Source organism: Pedobacter sp. BS3 (assembly GCF_008274585.1).
In the GTDB taxonomy this organism is placed as follows: domain Bacteria; phylum Bacteroidota; class Bacteroidia; order Sphingobacteriales; family Sphingobacteriaceae; genus Hufsiella_A.
Map to the genome: position 1 here is coordinate 400,450 of NZ_VTRT01000004.1, position 22,343 is coordinate 422,792.

The following is a 22,343-nucleotide window of genomic DNA, read 5'->3' on the forward strand; positions in this document are numbered from 1 at the left end:
TCTATAGTTCTATGAAATTATTTTTTACTATTTTCTTAAGTGGTTGCATCTTTTTTAATAATGGCCTTGTAAATGCCCAGACTACTTTTACCAATAATAATCCTATTACTATTTATTCTAACAGTCATGGCGACCCATTCCCCAGCACACTGGTGGTCTCGGGACTTAATAACTATACAATGAAAGTAGTAGTTACCTTAGAAAACGTCAGTATCGTTGGTATGGCAGGTAAACAGGTGTATTTGGAGAGCCCTACGGGTCAGGTAGTCTGTCTTTTCTCAAGGAGTGGATCGGCTTTTTTCATCACTTCAGGCGACCTGATATTTGACCAGGATTCCCCGAATGTACCGCCATACACTTTTACAGGGAATTTTCTTCCCGGTACTTACCGTCCCTCGATTGCAAGTACTCAGGATCTCCCGGCCGGAACTACAGACCGGCTTGATTCCTTTAATAACTATAACCCCAACGGTACCTGGAAGCTGTATGCGAGTAGCATTGTCAACAATGAAACAGAAGTTAGCTCCATTCCCTCATGGAGTCTCACAATTATAGCTTCCGATACTCCTTTGCCGCTTTCATTAACAAAGTTTGAGGCGCATAAACAAGGCAGGCAGGCTGTACTGAGGTGGGAAACATCCGCAGAAACGAACACAGACGTTTTCGAAATAGAGCGAAGCACCGATGGAAAAGAATTCAAAATAATCGATCAGGTGAAAGCAGCAGGTAATTCGACCGTTACCAGACAATATACTTATATTGACCAGGTTCCGATGGCGGGGAATAATTATTACCGTCTAAAAATGAAGGATCAGGACGGTGATTTTACTTATTCAATGGCCAGAGCGGTGGAGTTCTCTCTTGAAAATATAAAAATTTATCCTAATCCCTTTAAAAGAAAATTATTCATAGCCCGGAGTGGTCAGTTTGATACAGCAGGCACCCCAATAAAAATTATTAACGCGGCAGGAGTGGAAGTAATGTCCCATGATCTGACGAAACAGGGAGTTGAAGAAGTCAATGTTTCAAATCTTCCTGCGGGGCTTTATTTTGCTCTTATTGGAGGACGAACCATTCGTCTTGTCAAAGAGTGATTAGAAACTCTCGCTTAGTACCCTGTCCGTAAGCATCAGGCTTTATTCTATATGTATCAGCCGGAGGCTCAAAAGTAGTTGAACGAAGCCGGAGCTTCGCTCAATCAAACCGAACCCGGCTTACAGCCTCGGTTTGTCAATGGTTTATTAACAGCAAATATTCTTATCGCACAAACTTCATCGGGTATTCTGGTTTGATTTGCCCTTTTGTAATCTGCTTTAGTTTAGATGCTATGAGCTTCTTTGTTAGGGGTTTCAGATAATCGAGGTATAAAATTCCTTCGGTGTGGTCGTATTCATGTTGTATCATCCTGGCAGTTGTTCCGCTAAATGTTTTGGTGTGCTTTTCAAAATCTTTATTGAAATATTCGATTTTAATTGTCCAATTCCTGCTCACTTTCTGGCTCAGACCAGGAATGCTTAAACAACCTTCTTCGTCTTCCCGGGTTTCTTCAGAACGTTCAAGGATTTTCGCGTTGATGAACGTTTCTGTTATTCCATTATCTTCTTTCCCGAAATAAGTTTGTCGGTCTTGCTCCTCAAGATTTTCAAACGTTGTTTTACTGTCTACAACAAAAAGTTTTATGGGCAGCCCAATTTGTGATGCGGCCAGTCCGCAACCATTGGCGTTGTTCATCGTTTCCCACATATCTGCAATCAGGTTGTTTAATTTGGGATAGGATGGTTCGATATCCTTGCATTTCTGTTTTAAAATGGGATGCCCGTAAGCTAAAATCTGCCTTTTCATTCGTTGGTTTTTTTGACAAAGTTCCAAAGAACAAACCGGGCAGGCAATGAACCTATGTTAAGTAATGACTCACCGGCACGTTTAAGGTTTTTAATGGTGGTTGCTTCGTAATTTGCCGTCGTATTCTGCTTAATCCTTGTGGGGTAATGCCGATGTAAGAAGCAACATATTTTAGCGGAATGAATTTTAAGATTTCGGGCTGTTCACTGAACAAGTTCAGATAGCGCTCTTTGGCGGTATGTTTGAGAAGTGACAGTTCTCTTTTACTTTTTGCAAGAAATAGCTTTTCGGAGGCGAAGCGTCCTAAATAGTTTCCGGCTTTGGTTTGGGCATAAACTTTTTGCAGGTCTTCATAAGATATTTGCCAGACAATGGTTTCTGTTAATGCCTGCAATTCATATTCAGATGGCGTTTGTGTTAAGAATGAGTCGTAAGCGCAGGTAAATTCTTTATTGAAACTAAAATTGAAGGTCAATTCGCCCCGATAGCTGTCGGGGTTATCCGGAATGTAAAATCTTACGATTCCCGTTTCAACGAAAGAGAGAAACTTTTCGGTATCGCCTTGCCTGGTGATGATTTGATTCTTAGCAAATACTTTTCTCTCAAAATGTGAAGCGATAAAATTCCATTCCGATTCTTTGAGTTTTATTATCCGTTCGTAATATTCCCTGATGTGTCCCATTTCCTGATCCGAGTTTTAGGTCTGTCGGGTTATTGCCTACCTATTTCAATGATTTTTGATTATCGAAGCCTTGTAATATACTCATTTGTTGAATTGCAATTTTGTTGAGTTTTATTAGGCGCTCTTTTTGCGGAATTTTTTCATTGATGAAAACTGCATTCAGGTTTTCCATATTTGATAGGCAAATCAGTTCATTGATTGTTGCATAATCACGGATATTTCCTTTCAGAGTGGGATTGATTTCACGCCATTGCCTGGCTGTTATGCCAAACAGGGCAACATTTAACACATCGGCTTCGTTAGCATAAATAATTGAAGTTTGTGATGGTGAAAGTTCTTTTGGGATAAGGTTATGTTTAATAGCATCAGTATGGATGTGATAATTTAGTTTTGCCAATTCTCGTTTGGCTGTCCAACCAAGTTGCTTTTGCTCCTCCTCTTTAAGTCGCTGGAATTCGGTTATCAGATACAGTTTAAACGGAACGCTGATTGCAGAACCGAACTCAAAAGCAATGTCTTTGTGTGCGTATGTCCCACCATACTTGCCTTTCTTTACGATTATTCCAACGGCATTTGTTCTTTCAATCCATTCCGAAACGCTAAGCACGAAATTGTGTAAACCTGCCTGTGATTTAAAGTGGTCGAATTCGACCACTTTAAAATTGGGATTATTAATCTGCTCCCACGTTCCCAAAAACTCAAGTGTGTAACGAGTTCTTATCCAGTTCTTTATTATATCAGCCGCACGACTTTCGTTTTCTTTTGTGTTTGCCATATCAGTAAGTGAGATGTAATCTTTTTCCTCAACTGATATAATCGTGATTTCTGTATCTCTTACATTAATTTTTGCCATTGTTATATTATTCAACGCTATAAAGTTAAATTTTTTGTAGTGCTATCCACAAAAACACGTCTCATAGCGCTAAACCGGAGCTTCGCTCAATCAAAACCGTCTTTTACCTGGTTAAAGAATACCGACATTTGCTCTAACGCGGTTTTTGAAAACATCCTTTCGGAATTTTCTAAGGTGTCTTTCGTAGCTTCCGCACCTCTTGCAACCATTTCCTTTTCAAAATACGCGATTGCCGTTTTAATATCAGCAAATTGATTACCCGTTAAACATTCGGCCAACTCAAACGCATCCTGCAATGCTACATTGGCGCCTTCGCCGGCATAAGGCGGCATACGGTGAGCCGCATCGCCAATCATCGTGAGGTTTTCCTGTGTTTCCCAATATTGGTCGAATGGAAAATAATATTGCGGGCGAGGGATAAAGTAAACGGCGTCGTTGGTGAAAAACTCGTACCATTCGTCACTCCAATTTGCGAACTCTTGTTTAAACCATTCCAAAACCTGTTGCCTGTCGTTGAAATCTATACCGCTTTCTGTAAGCCAGTTTTCATGCGTTTTAAAATTGGCCACAAACATGATGGAACCGTCGCCTTTGGTGCCATAGCCCACGAATTGCTCGTTATCAAAAGCCATCACTTTTCCGCCTTTTGCAAAAGCAAAAAGTTTGGGGGTATATTTTTCGGCATTGTAAATATTACCCTCAATCAGTGTAATACCTGAATAAATTGGCTTAATGTTACTCAGATACGGGCGTACTTTTGAATTCGCTCCATCGGCGGCAATGACCAGATCAGCATACGAACTGGTCCCGTTTTTAAAGTGCAACCGCCAGCCATTTTTTTCTTTTTCCATTGAAACGAAATGGCTGTCCCACACAACGGTATCGGGTTCCAGCGAGTTCAATAAAATATCTCGTAGCGGTGCACGGTCTATTTCGGGACGGGTTTCTGCCGTAATGGTTGCAAAGTCGTGGTCGTCAAACGCGATATTTAACAACCCGTCTGTAAGCCGCATTTTACTTGCCACGGGACGATGATTTTTATAAAATTCATCCAGCAAACCTGCACGTTTCAATGCTTCCAATCCGGTGCCTTCGTGCAAATCGAGCGTAGCGCCCTGAACCCGCACATCCCTGCTCATATCCCGTTCATAGACCTTTACATTCACATTTTTTATTTGTAAAAGCTTTGCCAACGCCAGTCCCGCGGGTCCTCCGCCCACAATGGCGATTTGCTTATTTTGTAATAACATAGTTCTGCATTCTTTAATTATATGCAAAACTATGTATGTTTTATTGCGGATAATAGTATAAATCGGTCGTTTTTATTTTGGGATAATTCTTTGGGTACAACGCCCGAAAACTTCTTTACTTCCTTGATGAAGTGATTTTGGTCGAAGAAGTTTTCTTCAGGAAAAAGCCTTCCGTTCGCGATGTGGTCCAGTGAAGCCCGGAAACGAAGAATGTTGCAATATGCTTTGAGTGAAATGCCGAATTGCTGATTGAAGTAACGATTGATCTGCCGGCTACTCCAGAATACTTTTTCAGAAAGCTCCTTTACGGTGATCGCCCCTTTTGTCGCATAAATCAATTCAAACAATTTTCGTTTGCGTTCGTCTGTTTTTTCCGGTAAAAGCGAGTGGATTTTTCGCGTTGCCTTTTCTATAAAGCGTTCAAAATCCAGCAGATCGTTTTCCGTAAATCTCCAAAAGCCATCAGGTAAAAACCTCCCGCTGTTTACGATGCCGGCAATGTTTTCTTTGAAAATATACTCCACGGCAGGCAATTTAAAACTGATGCAAAACATCTGGCTGTTGGCAGGAACTTTTGCCTGCTCGTGTTGTGTCAGTCCGCCAAGCTGTGCGATACGAAAAGGCTCTTTGGTTGATTTGAACAGTAATATATCGATGAGCCCATCGGGTAATCCTATTGTTTCTTTTGCGGTATCGGATTGGTTACGCAAAAACCAAAAACTATCTACAAAATCCGAAAGCGGCCTGTCTGGTTTAACAATTTTGTACTGTAGATCATTGTTCATTGTGGTTTGCCTATTTGCAGGATGTCGCTTTAAAATGACTATCGCTAAACTCCGACTTGGTGCTTTTCTCATAAGCCTCCGGTTTTATTCGATTGTATCAGCCGGAGGCTTAAAAGTAGTCGAACGAAGCTGGAGCTTCGCTCAATCAAGTTTGCCTGATGCCAAGCTCTTGTTAGCGGTTCGTGGTTATTGCTTGTCCACTATGTAATTCAGTTCAGTTACTCCGCAGGTAAATTGCCGGGTAGTCAATAGGTTTAGTTTTATTTTGTCTTTGATGTCTGCAAACAATGGAATGCCATGTCCAAGAATAATTGGATTAACAAATAGCCAGTAGCCGTCAATTAGGTTCCGTTGAATAAGTGAATGGGTTGCTGTCGGGCTACCAAAAAGCAAGATATCTTTACTCTCGCCATTGTGGGATTGTTTTATTTCATTTATTCTTTCCGAAAGTTTGTCGCTAATAATTGTTGTGTTAGTCAACCCCGCGTCTTTCATTGTTTTTGATAAAACAACTTTGTGAACCTTGTTATACCATTTTGAATGCTCCATGTCGTGCCTGGTTGCTGTCGGTTTGTCTGCTGCGGTAGGCCAGTAATTTTCCATCATCTGATAAGTTACCCGTCCGTATAATGCAGTGTCTCCTTCGCTTATCCGCTTACCAACATGATCAAAAATTTCTTCATCTACTTTAATCCAGTCCATTTCTCCGTTCGGTCCTGCTACAAAACCGTCAAGCGATATGTGCATAAATGAAATTATTTTTCTCATAGGATTCTATTTTTTTATTGTTGTTTGTGGTTTTTCTTTTTACAATGACCGCTAACGTTTTGGGACTTGATGTTTGGCGGGAAATCGAAGTGCAAAAACTAAATTTACTACAGTTAATTAGAAGCACAAAGCTCCAAATTGGTACGTTAGCTCAGGCTTTATCTTGTATGTCAATTCCAAATTTCATTCATCTCTGTGAGTATGACGGGCTTTCCGTCAGTTACAACAATCGTATGTTCGTGCTGTGCCATAAATCCGCCTTTATTTCCAACCATAGTCCAACCGTCATGAAGTGTTTCTGCATACGTTGAAGTTGTTGATATAAATGTTTCAATGGCAACAACGGCATTTTTCTTAAATCTTGTCGGATTAAAGCGATCCCTGTAATTGGCTATTTCGCTTGGTGCTTCGTGAAGACTTCTGCCTATTCCGTGCCCTGTTAAGTTCTTAATTACTTTGTAACCGCGTTTCTTAGCTTCCGTTTCAATCAGGTATCCGATGTCTGAAATGCGGACACCGCCTTTGATGTTATGGATTGCTTTATGCAGAATCTGTTTTGAAGCGTCTATCAGTTTTTGATGCTGGTTAATGTCTTCTCCAAGTACAAATGAGCTGCCATTATCCGACCAAAAGCCATCAAGTTCAGCAGAAACATCTATATTCACTAAATCGCCTTCTTGCAGTGTTGTTTTGTTTGACGGAATACCGTGACAAAATTCATTATTTACGCTGATGCAAGTCCAACCAGGGAACCCATAGGTTAAGTAAGGTGCAGATCTTGCCCCAAAATCCGACAGGATTTTTGCCCCATAGTCGTCTAGTTGTTTTGTTGTCATTCCGGGTCGAGCATAGTTTCGCATTTCCTTTAACGTGCAGGCAACAGCTTCACTTGCTTTTTTCATCCCAAGGAGCTCAGCTTCGTTTGTTATTGACATATTTATTTGTATCTATTTGTTGTTTATTGAGGGCGTTGTCATAGGCTGACCCTAACTCTCAAATATACACAACTTATCACCTGTACTTTTCTAAATCTCAAATCTACTCATATCACCTCTTACAGCTTTGCTGCCAGCACACAGGTTTTCCGGTATTTCTTCAGGTGACCGCCGGTGTCGAACGTTTCAAAATAAATAATGTATACGCCTACCGGGGCTTTATCGCCGTATTGGTCAAGGCCGTCCCAGGTCAGGCTGCCGGAGGATGCCAGTGTCAGGTTCTTAGCCAGCTTGTTGATCAGCACGCCTTTGTCGCTGTAAACGGTCGCGTTCAGCACCCTGCCCGGCTGGTCGAACTGGTAGTTAATCAACAAAACGTCTTCAAAGCCATCGTTATCCGGCGAAAAGGTTTTGGAAGTTAAATACACCTCTTCCGTTGAGCTTGCATCTTCGGCATACTGCGAGTTTTTATAACCCGGCGTGGCATAACCCACCGATGCTGCGGCGGAGCGGAAATTTCCCGGTGCATTGGCATCACGGGAAAAGCTGCTGCGTTCCAGCGAAACGCCCTTAACATCCTTCAATAAAGGAAAATGCATATCGGCCGAATAGTTAAACTGGTCGATGCGCTTATTGTCGCTTACCAGCACTACTACACCTTCACTTGTTGGATAGGAGGGGAGGGACGCCATCTTAATAAACGCGTCAGGGTTCTGCGTTTGATATTCCTTTTTAACATTATCCGGATCGGTAGTTAAAACCATGTACGCTTTGGGCTGAAAGAGCAGCGATGTAGCGCTTACCTGCTTAGGCGTCACCAGGCTATCAGGTGCTTTGGTGGTTGCCAGGTACAGGTTGTGCAGGTCCAGCTCATGGTCGGTATTGTTATAGATCTCCACAAATTTGGCTCCGCCGGTACGGGCGTTGAATAATACTTCGTTGATGAGAATATCGCCTTTAGCAAGTTTTTGTGCATAGAAAAAGTTAGCTGTATTCGCAGTTGACGCGATGATGGAGCCGCTGCAATCGGTAATGTTATTAGCCGCGACCTGGTAGTTATATCCGCGGGTAACGGATGTAAATTTCAAATCTACCGTTTCAAAATTTGGCGCTACGGGCAAAGCGCTTACAGGTTGGCCCAGGCCATTATTTACGGAGTAATTGGCGGGATTGGCAGCTATCAGGCTGTCCACAAAACGATTAAAGGTTAAGCGAACGGTTACACTGTCAACAAGGGCGGCGGTAAGTAATTTTAACGGTTCGGCAGTTGTGCCGGTAGTGTACACTGAGTTCTGGCGACCGGGTGTGCCGCCGGAGACATCGTTACTTGCCGACCAGTTTTGTATACCGCTGCAGGTTGCTGCCGGGTCAATCAGTTCCAGTGTCCATCCGCCGGCTTTTTTCGTGTCGTCCTTATACCAGCTATCGGCATAGTTTACCTGGTTTATTATGGTTCCCAGGTCGCTTTTCAGTGTCAGGTTATCACCGGCATTATTCAGCGAGGGCCAGGGCGAAATGCCCAGGGTTTTACCGAACGGTTTAAATTCCAGCGTATCCGCCTTAGCGCATAAGATCAGGTATTCGCCTGCATTGATAGCCATATCGGGCAGCGTTGCTGTGCTGGTTGGGTCGCTGTATTTCCAGTTTTTCAGGTTGATGGTATGCTGTGAGACATTCCAAAGCTCAATAAACTCAACTCCCGGCAGGTCAACCTGCGGAGAGGGGTCGGCAAACAGTTCGTTAATCACCACATCGCCTGGTTTGGCGATATAAGGAGCAGTATAGATAAAAGTTGCAGTATTGTCGGGGGAAGTGATTGCATTTCCAGCGATATCTTTAACACCCGTTACCGTTATCTGGTAGGAGTCTTCGGCAAGCGGATTGGTGAACGTCAGGATATAGGTATTGCCTGTACCTGCGGTAACCGTTGCGGGATTTCCGTAGCCCTTATTTACACTGTAATTAGCAGTTTGCAAGGCGGTAGCATCGACAGCTTCGTTAAAAGTAGCCTCTATATGCTGTGCATCGATGGCTTTAGCCGATACCAGCTTAGGAGGAGTAACATCGGGGGTATATGCGCTGATGGAAAAATCGTCAAAGAAATGCTTCTTGAAAAAGGATGAAGTCGATTGAGCAATGTACAAACCAAACCAGGATGTGGTGGTGTAGGTGGCATCGGTGGCCGTACCTTCGGTAACATACGAGGTTCCCAGCCCGGTAATATCCCGTTCAAGGATAAAGGTATTGGCTTCGGTGCGTGTTACACGCACTTTCAGCCTATTGTTCGAGGTGTTTAAAATCCCGTCGATACCGTCAATCAGCTTTACCAGAGAGGTTTTACTGCCGCTGCGTTTATACAGGCTTACCTCGTCGTTGGTATCGCCAAGGCGAACAAAGTACCCGTTGATATTGGCGTTTAGCAGATCGGTTTGATTGGAAACCAGGTAAACATCTACATAATTTGGACTGGAAGTATTAAACTGCAGGTTGCACCAGAACTCCCATACGGCGGAAGTTGCCAGCGTATTAGCGGTACCAATTGAAAAGGTACTGCTGGCCGTTTCGTTATTAGATTGTAGCTGGCCGTTGCTTACGGTGAAATCGTTACCCGAATTACTGGCAACCCACGCCGGGTTGGCTGTAAAATCGCCATCGTCAAAACCATCATGCAATTGTCCAAAAGCAAAATAGCTGCAAAAAAGTAGGGAAAAGAGTAAACATTTTTTCATATTTGCCGAATTAACAAATTAAGTTACAAATATTTAATTAAATCAAAGTAAAAAGAGATGAAAGTCGCAGTTGTAGGCGCTACGGGCCTGGTAGGTTCGGTGATGTTAAAAGTCTTAGCAGAGCGCAATTTTCCCGTTACAGAATTGATTCCGGTTGCATCAGAAAAGAGCAAGGGCAAGGAAGTTGATTTTAAGGGAAAGAAATACAAGGTGGTGACTGTGGATGAGGCTATAGCCATGCGGCCGGATGTTGCTTTGTTTTCTGCCGGAGGAGGTACTTCGCTTCAGCAGGCTCCGCGTTTTGCCGAAGCAGGCACTACCGTAATCGATAACTCGTCTGCATGGCGTATGGATCCGACCAAAAAGCTGGTAGTTCCTGAAGTAAATGCATCGGTATTAACCCCCGAAGACAAGATCATTGCCAACCCGAATTGTTCAACCATACAAATGGTAGTGGTACTAAAGCCGCTGCATGAGAAATATAAGATTAAACGGGTGGTAGTTTCCACTTATCAGTCGGTAACTGGTACCGGCGTAAAAGCAGTTGACCAGTTGATGAACGAGCGTAAAGGTATTGAAGGGCCAATGGCGTATGCGTATCCCATCGATCTGAACGTTATTCCGCAAATTGATGTGTTCCAGGATAATGGTTACACCAAAGAGGAGATGAAAATGATCCTGGAAACCAAGAAGATCATGGGCGATGATTCCATTCGTGTTACGGCCACTACGGTACGTATCCCGGTAATGGGCGGTCACTCCGAAGCGGTGAACATTGAGTTTGAGAACGATTTTGATCTGGCCGAAGTTCGCTCATTGTTAGAGCAGCAGGAAGGTGTTATCGTGGTTGATGATCCGGCGAATGCCAAATACCCGATGCCGAAGGATGCCCATGAAAAAGACGAAGTGTTTGTTGGCCGTATCCGTCGGGATGAATCGCAACCCAAAACCCTGAACCTGTGGGTGGTTGCCGATAACCTGCGTAAGGGCGCTGCAACCAACGCTGTTCAGATTGCCGAGCATTTGCTGAAAGCCGGTATTCTGAAAGAAGAAGCTGTTGCCTGATTCGTTTAGTGATTATAAAAGTTTAACAAACAGCCGGATTTTCCGGCTGTTTGTGTTATAATTATACCATGAAACAGTTCATTACCCTGTTATTTCTCTTTATCACACAACTTGCCGCCGCCCAGAAGCTGGAGCAGCGTATTGCTAAAGCTTTTGAGCGTTTTGAAAAGGATGAACAGATGCGCTATGCCATAAGTTCGCTTACCGTATTGAACACGGCGACAGGACAGGTGGTATTTTCTAAAAATGGTGATATCGGTTTGGCGTCGGCATCTACACTGAAAACCGTAACCTCGGCAACCGCGTTTCATGTGCTTGGCGCTGATTTTACCTATCAAACTACATTAAGCTATTCGGGTTCGATAACTGACGGCACACTTACCGGCGATTTAATCATCGCCGGTTCCGGCGACCCGACCCTGGGAAGTCCGCGGTACGCAAAAACCAAAGAACAGGCCGTACTGGATAATTGGGTCGCTGCTATCCGCAAAGCGGGCATCAAAAAAATAAACGGGCGTATTATTGGCGATGATAGTTTGTTCGGTACGGCATCGTTGCCTATTGGCTGGTTATGGCAGGATATGGGTAATTATTACGGGGCAGGATCGCCTTCGTTATGCTGGCGTGAGAACCAGTACGATCTGATTTTTAATCCCGGCAAGGTAGGCGAACCGGCAACGCTGGTACGTACGCAGCCTGCTATGGGTTATTTGCAGATCATCAATGAAGTTACCACGGGTAAACCCGGAACCGGCGATAACGTGTATGTTTACTCGGCGCCTTACTCGAACCTGGTTTATTTGCGGGGAACGTATGCCAGCGATCTGCATAAAGTGGTATCGGCATCGCTGCCTGACCCGGCTTTTGAATGCGCTTATCGTTTACACGATACCTTAAACCGGGTTGGTATCAATGTAAGCGGCCAGACCACTACCAGTCGCCGGTTAACTGATGAACACATTACAGTACCGTTAGCCAGTAACACATTAGCCATACATCAATCGCCCACCTTATCACAAATGGTGTATTGGTTTAACCAGAAAAGCATTAACCTGTACGGCGAGGAATTGATACGCGAGATGGCCGTAAAACAGGGTAAAACCGGAAGTACGGAGAACGGTGCGGAAGCGGTACGCGATTTCTGGCATGAAAAGCTCGGTATCGATAAAAACGCTATGAATATCATTGACGGCAGCGGACTTTCGCCGGCAACCCGTATCACCACACGGGCAATGGCGCTTATATTACAATCGGTAGTGAAAGAGCCCTGGTTCGATAGCTATTACGACAGTTTACCCTTGTTTAATAACATGAAAATGAAGAGCGGCAGCATCAGCGATGTGCTGGCTTATGCCGGTTACCAGGACCATAACGGGGCAAAGTTGTGTTTCTCATTTATTGTAAATAACTATAATGGCTCAACATCGGGCATTAAGCAGAAAATGTTCCGTGTGCTGGATGAGCTGAAGCAGTAGATAAGCGAATAGCGGTACTTAAATAATGTGAGTTCGGGTTAAGGCGTAGGCTCGTCCCGATTTGCAATCGGGATGCCAGAAAACGGCGTTTGCAACGCCGCCATGTTGCTTAAGACAATCAAAGGCCGCCATTATCGGCGTTACAAACGCCGGAGATTTATGCACTCGTTTTGCAAACGAGCGCAAACAGATTGTGCGCTTCCTATCCCGAACTCACGTTATATAGTGTTTTCTGTATATCGTAAAAAAGGGACTGTTTCAAAAGTCAAAAAGCAGCGTCATTTCGATCCCTCCCGTACGTACGGGATCGGGGATGACAAGAGCTTTTGAGACAGCCCCTAAACAAACTATTCTGAAACTATCATCAGCTATTACCTGCTGCTTAAGCGCTGTTTAATTTACGCTAAGCTTGGTTTGTACAGTTCTATTATTTTGTTTAACGGTTACTACGTATACTCCGGGCAAATATCCCTGGATATTAAATGAAATGGAGGATGTTTCTGTATCGGCATTATAATTTAATCTTTTAACAATCCTGCCGGCCATATCTGATATCAGGATGGTGGTTGCACCTTTGGCCCCGTTCTCAATATGCACATTAACGATATTGTTAGAAGGATTAGGTGAAACCGTTACGGCAAATGTGTTGTTTTGGGGCTTATCTATGGCAGCGGGCGCTATATTATGCTGAGTGGTTGTCATCTGGTTAGGCCCGGTAGCAGTATCATAGAAATCCACATCGTCAAAATATATTAGCTCTCCTGATGTTGCCGTACCATTACTTGCAAAGCAAAATCCGGTCAGGTTGGTAGTAGTGGACGGATTGGTGTACATACCTGTTGTGCCGGCCAATACTCCATCTACATACAGTGAAGCCGTGTTGGTCGACAGGTTGGCTACTACTTTGATCAGTTTCCATACGCTGCCGCTAACGGGCATGGTTGCTGTACCTACCTGGGTCCATCCGGAGCCATTATTTGCCTTGATCTTATAAGTTGTAGTACCTCCGCTGCTTTCGGCAAAAACAGCAAAGAAAAATACGGTTGTCTGAGTTCCCCCTGCAGTACCTAAAATTCGCCAGCTAAAGCTTCCGCCAACAGGTATGGCTGCCGGCCGGCAACGGAATTCCAGGGTTTTATTAGTACTTGCACCCTCTGTTTTTTTCACGCCGGCCATCCAGGTGCTTGAGCCATCATAGATGCATAATGCACGGTCGCTTTGATAACCGTGGTTATCTTTTGCTATGTATGCACCATATCTTGTTGATGAAGTGCCCGCCCATGTATAGCCCGTCGGCAAAATTCCATGTGGCCAGTTTGTATCGCCATTAGCTTCGGCAGCATTGTTTTCAAACGTGCTGGCAGTTTGGTAAAGTTCCAGCTCGCTTAAGCCGATCTGCCCGCTGCCGTTAACGGTTACACGTACATAGCGGGCATTGATGGGTGAAAAGCTGGTATAATTTAAGCAGTAATGCGTAGCATTAGTGTATGTTTTAACAGGTATCCAGGTTGTACCGTCGGGTGATAACTCAACGGTAGCCGATTCCTGCTTTCCAAATAACAACGCTACACCCACCGTTTTGATATGGTATATCTGCTGAAGGTCGAGCTGGTATACGCCGCTATTGGTACCAATGGCGCTTGCCCAGTAATTGGTGCTGCCGTCGAAGGCTGCGGCCGCACGAGCCGTGATATGGCTGGGGAAAGTGGCGTTAAGCGTTGTTAAGGGACTTATGGTAATGGCGCCCGTTTTATACTTGGTTTTCAGATCTATACGGTTTTGCTCGGGGCGGACGATCTCAATTTCCTTTTGCCAGATAGCCTGGGTATTCGGGTTAATTGTTTTTGCGTAGTTATCTCCAAACTGCAATAAGGTATTTGGCCCTATGGGCGCTACCCAGGTATTGCCGCTGGGCCTTTTAGGCGTTCCGGGATCAGGGAACGTGGCTACAGGTGTGGTCCAGGTATTGCCGTTATCTGTAGAAAATGTAACCTCCACATCGGGTGTACCATAGGTTAAGGCTAAAACACCATTTGGCATCAGGATTAAGCATGGATTTTTGCCGCTGGCGGCCGAGCCTGCTCCCGGAAGCGTAGTAGGGGTTGACCATGTCTGACCCTTATCTGTTGAACGTGAATATAATAAGGGCAACGTTACATCGGGATCGTTTGTGCTGTGTTTCATGATCATTAACCATGAACCGTCGGGGCAACGGGTAAACGTCCCTTCATCTGTAGGGTAGGTTGTGCCGGCTATTTCTATCGGGTTTCCGCTGCCATCCAGCATGGGCCCCCAGGTTTTACCTCCATCGGTTGATTTTAATACATAAGTACGAAAGTTTGATGAAAACGAATAACGTATGTAAGCGCAGGTATACAACGTTCCATCCGGTTCTTCTATCATATCTTTATGCATCCTGATGCCGAGCACCGTTTGAGTAAAGCTCACCATGCCATCGGTATGCTTGGTATAGCTTGCACCATTGTTTACCGAGGTATAGTAAACCAGCGGAAAGTTATGCTGATCAACATAAGTGGGTTTAAACTCTAATGCAAGGATTTTGCCGTTTTTAAGTTTGATGGCGCTGCCAAAGCGTGCAACATTTGCCGATACCGTCCAGCTTACCCCGTCATTTGCATAACCGGTCTTTAGCTTGGGCTCGATACCGGGTGGCAGCGTAGCTGAATCGATATAAATTGCCCATGATAAACGCAAACTTCTGAAAAAATCGCCGGTAGGGCCTACCGTATCAATGGCCAAGACTGCCGGTACACGTACATAATTGTAAGTAGTTGCGCTGAGATCCTGGCCATTTGATGGAATGATCGTTTGCCTTGGCGAAGTTGCATCAATGGTTAATGATTGGGCGTAACTGTGTGTTACACCTGCCGCAGAAACTAACGATAGCGATAGTTTTGCTAATGTTAAAGCATAAGGGTTTTTCATATTTGTTTTGATTTTAGGTAATCAGAAATACTATAAATTATGTTGTTAACACCTATAAGGATAAATCTTAGCAGGATGCTCTTCAACTATTCTATTTTCACTGATCCTCTTAAATACCAAATGCAAATCACCCGGCATTTCTTTGCTTTAATCGTAATAGCTCATTTCAACGGTATCTCATTATAGGTTTCAACTCATTTCGTATCACAAGTCAGACGTACTATTTTAGCTGTTTCTCAACCCAGGGCCACCGTCTTTTATAAAAATCCAGGCATGTGGTATGTGGCAGATCGGGATATATTTTAATTTTCTTTTTACAGGTTAGCCGGTTGTAAACAGACTGTATGGTGGGTTGCGGGCACAGAACATCTTTACCGCCAGCGCTCATGAATACCGGGCAACGTATTGCGGGAGCTAACTGGTACGGGTCAAAATAATCAAGCGTAGAAAGGTATTTTTCGTTGTTTTTTCCACCTTTATCCAGAACCGTTTTAACTAACGACGGCATAGTGGCGGCAAGGCGCATGTTGCAAAGAAACGGTACATGCGCTACCACAGCCTTAACACGTGAATCGAGAGCGGCCACTGCCAGGCAAATATCTCCGCCCTGGCTGGTAGACATCAGCGCAATGCGGCTATGATCGATATCCGGACGGCTCATGGCAAAATCAATCGCCCGTATCATATCGGCATAGCAGCCCTGGTAATAAGCACCGTCAGGCTGTTCGCCGTGTGAGGTTAGCTTATCTCCCTCTATTTTAAAAAGCTCGCCCGATATACCCTGCCCCCGCGGATACACTTGTATAATGATATACCCGCGTTGACATTCGCTTAGCATAATACCCTGCCCTGCGGTAATGCCATACCCGCAGGTGGTTATAATGGCAGGCCACGGTTTGGCCGGGGCTTCGCCCTGCACAGGAACCGACATCATGGCGTAAAAATAAACGCCGTTTAACCCCCGTAGCTTCACTTTGTAGGTATGATAAGGCAATGCCTCTTTGGTTGGTGTAACCACTGCTTCCATAGGTTCGGCAGCCAGGCGCTGCCTGGTCATGTCCCAGAAAGCCTGAATACGGTTCGCTAACGAATCCGGCGATGCAGCGTTTGCATTACTCGCAAAGGCAAGCGTAATGGCTAATAGAATGAAGCTGTTACGTCTGCGACTGCCAGCAGATAAAATCGATCTGAAAAAAGCCATAAGCCAAATCTATTGCTATTGTCTGGCCAATGGTAGTACATTTATACTATATCATGATATTATTGTATCATGCTGAGAAAATTATTCCCGAAGAGCATGTTTCGCTCAATGTTTTACGCTTAATGTTATCGGGCGGCAGGCGGCAGGTTCTTTTCCGATTAAAGCGGTATTTGTTTCGCATCCCTTTTAGAAAATTATATATTTGAGACCTGACATCCAATTAGGGCCGCAATACGTTGATGAAAATTTAATCGGTTTAGCTGCAATTTTTCAATGCAAAGGAGGGAAGACACGAATGGCGATGAAACTCTTTTAGAAAATCTTAAAAAGGGTAACCGGGATGCATTTGAAAAAATCTATTTAAAATATTGGGATAAGCTTTACTCTTCGGTATATAAACGGGTAAAAATTACTGAGGTAGCCGAAGAAATTGTGCAGGATTTTTTTGTTTCCTTATGGGAAAAACGAGCTCAGATCACGGTACATACCTCTTTTGAGGCGTACATTTTTACGGCTGTGCGCTACCAGGTGCTGAATTACCTGCAAAAGGAAATGACAAGGAATAATTATAAAGCTGGTTTGAGCATCCAAGAAACGTATAGTAATACTACGCTCGACCAGGTTTATATGAAAGAGCTGGATAAGGTTATTGAGAGTGAGATCAGCCAGTTACCCGATAAGTGCCAGCATGTTTTTCGCTTAAGCCGCCAGGAAAACCTGAGCATAAAAGAGATAGCCGAAAAGCTGGAAATATCAACCAAAACTGTTGAAAATCATCTCACCAAAGCACTGCGGATTTTGCGAATTAGCTTAAAGGATTATATGGTGGCATCGGCATTGCTTTTTTACTTATATAAGTAATTCTGCTGGTATAAAAAGTCTTTTATAATAAAAAAGAGCTTAATAAATATTGCCTCCCCATATAAAATCAGAGAAAGTGTTAATGACTTTCTTTCATGATGTAAATATAATCAATGAGTATAACTTTATGATTGTTTTTCAATCAAATAGTTAAATCTGGTGCCTGTAGGAAGATCAGTACCCGGTCTTATTATCGCTCAAACAAAAAATATTTTTTAATCGTGTAGGTGTAAGTCCTCACTTATCTGACATATCTATATAAACCCAATAAAAAAAACCTTTATAACCTGATGGCCGGTACTCAAATTACAGCAGAACTTATCCAGAAATATCTTGACGGGAATTGTACCCTCGAAGAAAAGGCTTCTGTGATAGTATGGTATAATTCCTTTGATAAGGAAGAGGATATATTGGGTGCACTGAAAGCTGGAGAAAAGGAACGGCTGAAACAATTAATGCTCAACCGGATTAACGCAAGGATAGACGAAACCCGGCAAAAGAATATAGGTAAACCTAAGGTTCGCAATCTGACATACTGGATAAGTGGTGTAGCTGCCGCTTTACTGATTGCATTAGGGGTAACATTATACCAGTACAATCAGCCCGCGATAACAAATAACCAGCACATTAAGGAAGCTCGCTTGCTGGTGCTGGAAAACATGGGGACTACAATGTATCAGCGTAAGCTGGAAGATGGAACGCATATCTGGTTAAGCCCGGGAGCACGGATAGAGCTGCCGGAACATTTCGCGGCAAATACCCGTGAAGTATCGATGACCGGTAAAGTGTTTTTTGAAGTCGCTAAAAATCCTAAACGGCCCTTCCTGATATATGCAGGCGGTGTAACTACCCGTGTGGTAGGAACCAGTTTTCTGGTTAAGGCCGAGAAAGGAAAAGACACCGAAGTATCGGTAGTTACGGGTAAGGTTGCGGTAGCTGTATCAGATAAAACCAGCGAGAACGTGTTTTTGCTGCCTCAGCAAAAAGCGGTGTTTTCTGCCAGTAAAAAATCTTTGGCGAAAGAGGAGGTACCGGCTAAATCAGAGGTGCAGATGTGGAAAAAGCCCAAGCTATCGTTTGATAATGCAAGCATTAAAGAAGTTACCGATGTGCTGGCCCGCAATTTCAATGTAACCATACATAGCAATAACGCAATAAGTACCTGTGTGCTTAAGGCCGATTTTTCTGACCAGAACCTGGCAAGCATTTTAGATATGTTATGCAAATCGATAGATGCCAGCTATGAAATAAAGGACGATACCATAACTATAACCGGAAAGGGATGTAATTAACCATAACCATGATTAAACCCAATATAAACAGTATGAAATAACAGCTTACAAAACCAATAAATTTTTTTGAAAAAAAGACTAAGGGTGAGTAGTGGCTCCCTTAGTCTTAAGAGCCTTGCTATTGATACCTTTTTGAGGTACAGGCCTCTTTTTGTCTCAATTTTAAACCAAAAGAAACAATTCAAATATAATGAAATGTAGTTTACAATCCGCTGATTTTGTAAAAATTATGAAGATAACATTGATGCAGATAACCCTGTTTGCAATCTTCTCAGGTGTTTCTTTGGCCGCAAATGTTAAAGCTCAGGGCGTGTTAGACCGGTCGGTAAACCTGTCGGTTGAAAATGTGAACCTGGATATCGCTCTTCAAAAGCTGGAAACCTCAACCAATGTAAAATTTATCTACAGTAAAGATTTTGTACAACTGGATGAGAAAGTCTCTTTAAATGCCGCCGGGGCGAAGCTGGGAACGGTGCTGAAAAGCCTCTTATTTCCGCATGATATTTCTTTTGAAACCATTAACGACCGCATTATACTAACCAGGGCGAAAGTATTAGGGCAGCAATCTGCAGCGGGTACCGGTGTAGCAGATATTACCGGGTTACAGGAAATCATCATTACCGGTGTCGTTCGTGCCTCTACCGGCGAAACGTTGCCGGGCGTAAGCATCCGGGTGAAGAACGGGCCGGGGGCTGCCGTAAGCGATGCCAACGGGAAATATACCATCAGGGTGCAGAATAAGCAAGCTATCCTGGTTTTCTCCTACATCGGCTTTATCGCCCAGGAAAAGGAAGTAGGTAACCAGACCGTGCTGAACATCACGCTTCAGGATAACCTGCAAAATCTGAGCGAAGTAGTGGTAGTAGGTTACGGTACACAGAAAAAATCAACCCTGACCGGAGCCATATCAACCATAAATAGCAAAGAGCTGTTAAAATCACCGACATCCAACGTAACCAACAGCCTGATTGGTCGTGCTCCCGGTTTAGGAGCAGTGCAACGGAGCGGACAGCCGGGAGCAAACAGTGCCATCATCAATATCCGCGGGGTAGCAACCTATAATAATACCGGCGCTATTGTCGTGGTAGACGGTGTTGAACGGCCCGATTTCGGCGACATAGACCCGAACGAAATAGAATCTATCTCCATACTGAAAGACGCATCCTCAACGGCAGTATTCGGTATCCGTGGAGCGAATGGTGTTATCGTGGTAACCACCAAATCCGGTAAAACCAGTGCACCAAAGGTAAGCTACAGCGGCAACCTGAGCCTGCAAACTTATACCGGCATACCCAAAGCGCTGGATGCTTACACCAACGCCTACCTTATCAATGAGGCCAATCGTAACGATGGATTGCAGCCCACCTGGAGTGATGCCGCCCTGCAAAAATTCAAAGACGGCTCAGACCCGCTGGGCTATCCAAACATCAACTGGTTTGATTATGTAACACGCAAGTTCTATCCGCAAACGCAGCATAATATCAATGTAACCGGCGGAACTAAAGTGATTAAATACTTTGCCTCGGTAGGCTATTTATACGAAGGCGGGATTTTCAAGGATTTCTATTCGCCGTACAATATAAAGTCTACTCCGGATTATAACCGCTATAATTTCAGGTCAAACATTGACATCAAGCTGAGCAAAAACCTGGATGTAGGCGTAAAGCTGGGCGGACGGCTACAGAAACGGTACCAGCCGTCAGGCCTGCAATCCGGCTCCGGCTCGTTCTCGTATGACAACGTGGAAGCCATGATTTCCCGGATATTACAGGTGCCAGCCTTTGCCTACCCGGTTATGCTGCCCGACGGGCGTCTGGCGCAAAACCCAAGCGTAGGAACCAATATCTGGAACCCCCTGGGCGTTTTAACCCGCTGGGGAACCCGTAACGATGATTTTAACAATGTGCAAAGCACATTCAATGTAAATTATAAGCTGGATGCCATTACCAAAGGTTTGTCGGTAAAGGCGATATATGCCTATGATTCGTACTTTGAAAGCACTACACGCCGTAATGCAAGCTGGGCCGCTTATGTAATAGACCGCGAAACGAAAGAGGTTACCCTAACCGGCGACCGCCCTAAAGATGAGCCCTTAAGCGGTTTAATCAATGTCTTTGGAGGAACTATCCACTCTAACCTGCAAACCGGGTTTAATTACGAACGCAGTTTCGGCAAGCATAACGTTTCCGGACTGGCGCTCTTCACCCGGCAGCTCATCAATGTACAGGGCTCTACGGCGCAAACAGCTCCGCCCGAAGCATCGCAAGGAGTGGTGAGTCGCGTAACCTATAATTACGCCAACAAATATTTCGCCGAGTTTAACGCGGCCTACAACGGGTCGGAGAATTTCCCGGCAGGTTTAAAATATGGTTTTTTTCCTGCTTTTTCTGCTGGCTGGACACTTACCAACGAAGATTTCCTGAAGGATAAAGAATGGCTGAGCTACCTTAAGATTAGGGGAAGCTACGGTATTGTGGGTAACGATGACATCGGTCAGCGGTTCCTGTATCTCACCAATTATGCCCGTAATACGGCGAACCCGTTCAGTTCTACACCGGCCTATTCGCAACCGGGAAAAGCCGTTCAGTTCGGCGACCCGACCAGTGCTGTAACCTATCCGGTAGTGTACCTGCCCGGCAGTTCAATAGGTAATCCGCAGATAACCTGGGAAACCGGGACCAAGAGAAATATCGGTATAGAAAGCAAGTTCTTTAAAAATGCGCTTACTCTGAACCTGGATATCTTCGATGAAACCCGCAAAGATATTCTTACTGCCCGGCAGTCGGGACTTGAAATTCTCGGACAAGGCTATCCGTCCCTCAATGTGGGCAAAGTGTACAACAAGGGCTATGAAATAGAAGCAGATTATAACAAACAATCCGGCGAATTCAGCTACGGCATCAATGCACAGCTTTCCTTTGCCCGTAACCGTATCATCAACCGCGATGAACCGGTAGGGAGTCCGGAATATCTCAAGCAGGAAGGTAAACGCGTCGGGCAGTTCTTTGGGTACATCACCAACGGTTTTTACCAATCACAGGCAGATATCGACAGCTATTATCCCAACGAGCTGGGTACACCGGTTCCCGGCGATTTAAAATACGTGGATTACAATGGCGATGGTAAAATAAACAGCGACGACAGAACGGCCATCGGCTATTCGCGTACGCCCGAATACATTTTTAGCTGGACACCCAGACTGGCCTACAAAGGATTTTCGCTTTCGCTGATGTTCCAGGGCGTGGCTAATGTAAGTTCGGATGTTATCCTGACCGAGCAAAATAACGGGCAGCAGATGTATGAGTTTATGCTGAACCGCTGGACACCGCAAACCGCCTCTACCGCGACATGGCCGGCACTGCATTCACGGGGAAATACCTTCATCAGCTACCAGCTCAATGATTTTATTTTACAGGACGCTTCATATATCAAGCTCCGTAACGCGGAACTGTCGTGGAGCTTGCCTGCGAAATGGTTGCAGCCATTAAAAATATCCGCATTACGGGTATTCTTAACCGGCCAGAACCTCATTACCTGGACTAAGTTTAAGATGTATCTCGACCCGGAGAACATCAACCTGTCTAATACCGATTTTTCCAAGCAATCCATATATCCAACAGCCCGAATTTATAACCTGGGTGTGAACCTTCAATTATAAC

At 44.4% G+C, this 22,343-nt stretch carries 16 protein-coding genes; 6 read left to right on the plus strand and 10 right to left on the minus strand.

From position 1 onward, the window contains the following. Positions 1-11: 11 nt before the first annotated feature. On the plus strand, positions 12-1,094 hold the full coding sequence (locus FW774_RS13345) for a T9SS type A sorting domain-containing protein (RefSeq protein ID WP_149348691.1): 1,083 nt from the start codon (positions 12-14) through the stop codon (positions 1,092-1,094). Between the two features lie 163 nt (positions 1,095-1,257). Here FW774_RS13345 and def read toward each other — a convergent pair whose 3' ends face one another. From def to FW774_RS13385, 8 genes are all read right to left on the minus strand, one after another. Continuing rightward, the gene (def, locus tag FW774_RS13350) at positions 1,258-1,842 is read right to left on the minus strand and encodes a peptide deformylase (RefSeq protein WP_149348692.1); all 585 of its coding nucleotides are present in this window, start codon (positions 1,840-1,842) and stop codon (positions 1,258-1,260) included. 52 nt (positions 1,843-1,894) lie between these two features. Further along, positions 1,895-2,524, minus strand: coding sequence for a Crp/Fnr family transcriptional regulator (locus FW774_RS13355; protein ID WP_149348693.1), 630 nt, complete (start codon positions 2,522-2,524; stop codon positions 1,895-1,897). 40 nt (positions 2,525-2,564) lie between these two features. Beyond that, positions 2,565-3,377 carry a KilA-N domain-containing protein gene (locus FW774_RS13360; RefSeq protein ID WP_149348694.1) on the minus strand — a complete coding sequence of 271 codons (813 nt, stop codon included), beginning with the start codon at positions 3,375-3,377 and terminating at the stop codon, positions 2,565-2,567. A gap of 86 nt (positions 3,378-3,463) precedes the next feature. Beyond that, a complete protein-coding gene (locus FW774_RS13365; RefSeq protein WP_149348695.1) occupies positions 3,464-4,627 on the minus strand; it encodes an FAD-dependent oxidoreductase in 1,164 nt (387 codons plus the stop codon). Positions 4,628-4,656: 29 nt separating this feature from the next. After that, the gene (locus FW774_RS13370) at positions 4,657-5,412 is read right to left on the minus strand and encodes a helix-turn-helix domain-containing protein (RefSeq protein WP_149348696.1); all 756 of its coding nucleotides are present in this window, start codon (positions 5,410-5,412) and stop codon (positions 4,657-4,659) included. 186 nt (positions 5,413-5,598) lie between these two features. After that, a complete protein-coding gene (locus FW774_RS13375; protein ID WP_149348697.1) occupies positions 5,599-6,180 on the minus strand; it encodes a dihydrofolate reductase family protein in 582 nt (193 codons plus the stop codon). Positions 6,181-6,350: 170 nt separating this feature from the next. Further along, the gene (map, locus tag FW774_RS13380; RefSeq protein ID WP_149348698.1) at positions 6,351-7,115 is read right to left on the minus strand and encodes a type I methionyl aminopeptidase; all 765 of its coding nucleotides are present in this window, start codon (positions 7,113-7,115) and stop codon (positions 6,351-6,353) included. Between the two features lie 119 nt (positions 7,116-7,234). After that, a complete protein-coding gene (locus FW774_RS13385) occupies positions 7,235-9,844 on the minus strand; it encodes a lamin tail domain-containing protein (RefSeq protein ID WP_149348699.1) in 2,610 nt (869 codons plus the stop codon). 57 nt (positions 9,845-9,901) lie between these two features. Between FW774_RS13385 and FW774_RS13390 the strand changes: the two genes are divergently transcribed. Beyond that, entirely contained in the window at positions 9,902-10,909 is a 1,008-nt protein-coding gene (locus FW774_RS13390; RefSeq protein ID WP_149348700.1) for an aspartate-semialdehyde dehydrogenase, read from the plus strand. 68 nt (positions 10,910-10,977) lie between these two features. Then, a complete protein-coding gene (gene dacB / locus FW774_RS13395; RefSeq protein WP_149348701.1) occupies positions 10,978-12,384 on the plus strand; it encodes a D-alanyl-D-alanine carboxypeptidase/D-alanyl-D-alanine-endopeptidase in 1,407 nt (468 codons plus the stop codon). A 393-nt stretch (positions 12,385-12,777) separates the two neighbouring features. Here the strand turns inward: dacB and FW774_RS13400 are convergent, their stop codons facing one another. Both FW774_RS13400 and FW774_RS13405 read right to left on the minus strand, forming a co-directional pair. After that, complete coding sequence (locus FW774_RS13400) at positions 12,778-15,330, minus strand: discoidin domain-containing protein (protein WP_149348702.1); 2,553 nt, start codon at positions 15,328-15,330, stop codon at positions 12,778-12,780. A gap of 220 nt (positions 15,331-15,550) precedes the next feature. Then, positions 15,551-16,531, minus strand: a complete 981-nt coding sequence (locus tag FW774_RS13405) for an acetylxylan esterase (protein WP_149348703.1) — start codon at positions 16,529-16,531, stop codon at positions 15,551-15,553. A gap of 273 nt (positions 16,532-16,804) precedes the next feature. On the opposite strand from FW774_RS13405, the gene FW774_RS13410 reads away from it, so the two are divergent. The 3 genes from FW774_RS13410 to FW774_RS13420 all read left to right on the plus strand — a co-directional run bounded on the left by FW774_RS13410 (position 16,805) and on the right by FW774_RS13420 (position 22,342). Beyond that, the gene (locus FW774_RS13410; protein ID WP_149348704.1) at positions 16,805-17,392 is read left to right on the plus strand and encodes an RNA polymerase sigma-70 factor; all 588 of its coding nucleotides are present in this window, start codon (positions 16,805-16,807) and stop codon (positions 17,390-17,392) included. A 290-nt stretch (positions 17,393-17,682) separates the two neighbouring features. Further along, entirely contained in the window at positions 17,683-18,684 is a 1,002-nt protein-coding gene (locus FW774_RS13415; RefSeq protein ID WP_149348705.1) for a FecR family protein, read from the plus strand. A gap of 229 nt (positions 18,685-18,913) precedes the next feature. Beyond that, positions 18,914-22,342: a SusC/RagA family TonB-linked outer membrane protein gene (locus tag FW774_RS13420; RefSeq protein ID WP_187774899.1), complete on the plus strand. Its 3,429-nt coding sequence runs from the start codon at positions 18,914-18,916 to the stop codon at positions 22,340-22,342. Position 22,343: the final 1 nt, after the last annotated feature.

Bases quoted from the DNA above. Each gene is read 5' to 3' on its own strand.
- FW774_RS13345 (WP_149348691.1), top strand. From the start codon at position 12: ATGAAATTATTTTTTACTATTTTCTTAAGTGGTTGCATCTTTTTTAAT.
- def (WP_149348692.1), bottom strand. From the start codon at position 1,842: ATGAAAAGGCAGATTTTAGCTTACGGGCATCCCATTTTAAAACAGAAA.
- FW774_RS13355 (WP_149348693.1), bottom strand. From the start codon at position 2,524: ATGGGACACATCAGGGAATATTACGAACGGATAATAAAACTCAAAGAA.
- FW774_RS13360 (WP_149348694.1), bottom strand. From the start codon at position 3,377: ATGGCAAAAATTAATGTAAGAGATACAGAAATCACGATTATATCAGTT.
- FW774_RS13365 (WP_149348695.1), bottom strand. From the start codon at position 4,627: ATGTTATTACAAAATAAGCAAATCGCCATTGTGGGCGGAGGACCCGCG.
- FW774_RS13370 (WP_149348696.1), bottom strand. From the start codon at position 5,412: ATGAACAATGATCTACAGTACAAAATTGTTAAACCAGACAGGCCGCTT.
- FW774_RS13375 (WP_149348697.1), bottom strand. From the start codon at position 6,180: ATGAGAAAAATAATTTCATTTATGCACATATCGCTTGACGGTTTTGTA.
- map (WP_149348698.1), bottom strand. From the start codon at position 7,115: ATGTCAATAACAAACGAAGCTGAGCTCCTTGGGATGAAAAAAGCAAGT.
- FW774_RS13385 (WP_149348699.1), bottom strand. From the start codon at position 9,844: ATGAAAAAATGTTTACTCTTTTCCCTACTTTTTTGCAGCTATTTTGCT.
- FW774_RS13390 (WP_149348700.1), top strand. From the start codon at position 9,902: ATGAAAGTCGCAGTTGTAGGCGCTACGGGCCTGGTAGGTTCGGTGATG.
- dacB (WP_149348701.1), top strand. From the start codon at position 10,978: ATGAAACAGTTCATTACCCTGTTATTTCTCTTTATCACACAACTTGCC.
- FW774_RS13400 (WP_149348702.1), bottom strand. From the start codon at position 15,330: ATGAAAAACCCTTATGCTTTAACATTAGCAAAACTATCGCTATCGTTA.
- FW774_RS13405 (WP_149348703.1), bottom strand. From the start codon at position 16,531: ATGGCTTTTTTCAGATCGATTTTATCTGCTGGCAGTCGCAGACGTAAC.
- FW774_RS13410 (WP_149348704.1), top strand. From the start codon at position 16,805: ATGCAAAGGAGGGAAGACACGAATGGCGATGAAACTCTTTTAGAAAAT.
- FW774_RS13415 (WP_149348705.1), top strand. From the start codon at position 17,683: ATGGCCGGTACTCAAATTACAGCAGAACTTATCCAGAAATATCTTGAC.
- FW774_RS13420 (WP_187774899.1), top strand. From the start codon at position 18,914: ATGAAGATAACATTGATGCAGATAACCCTGTTTGCAATCTTCTCAGGT.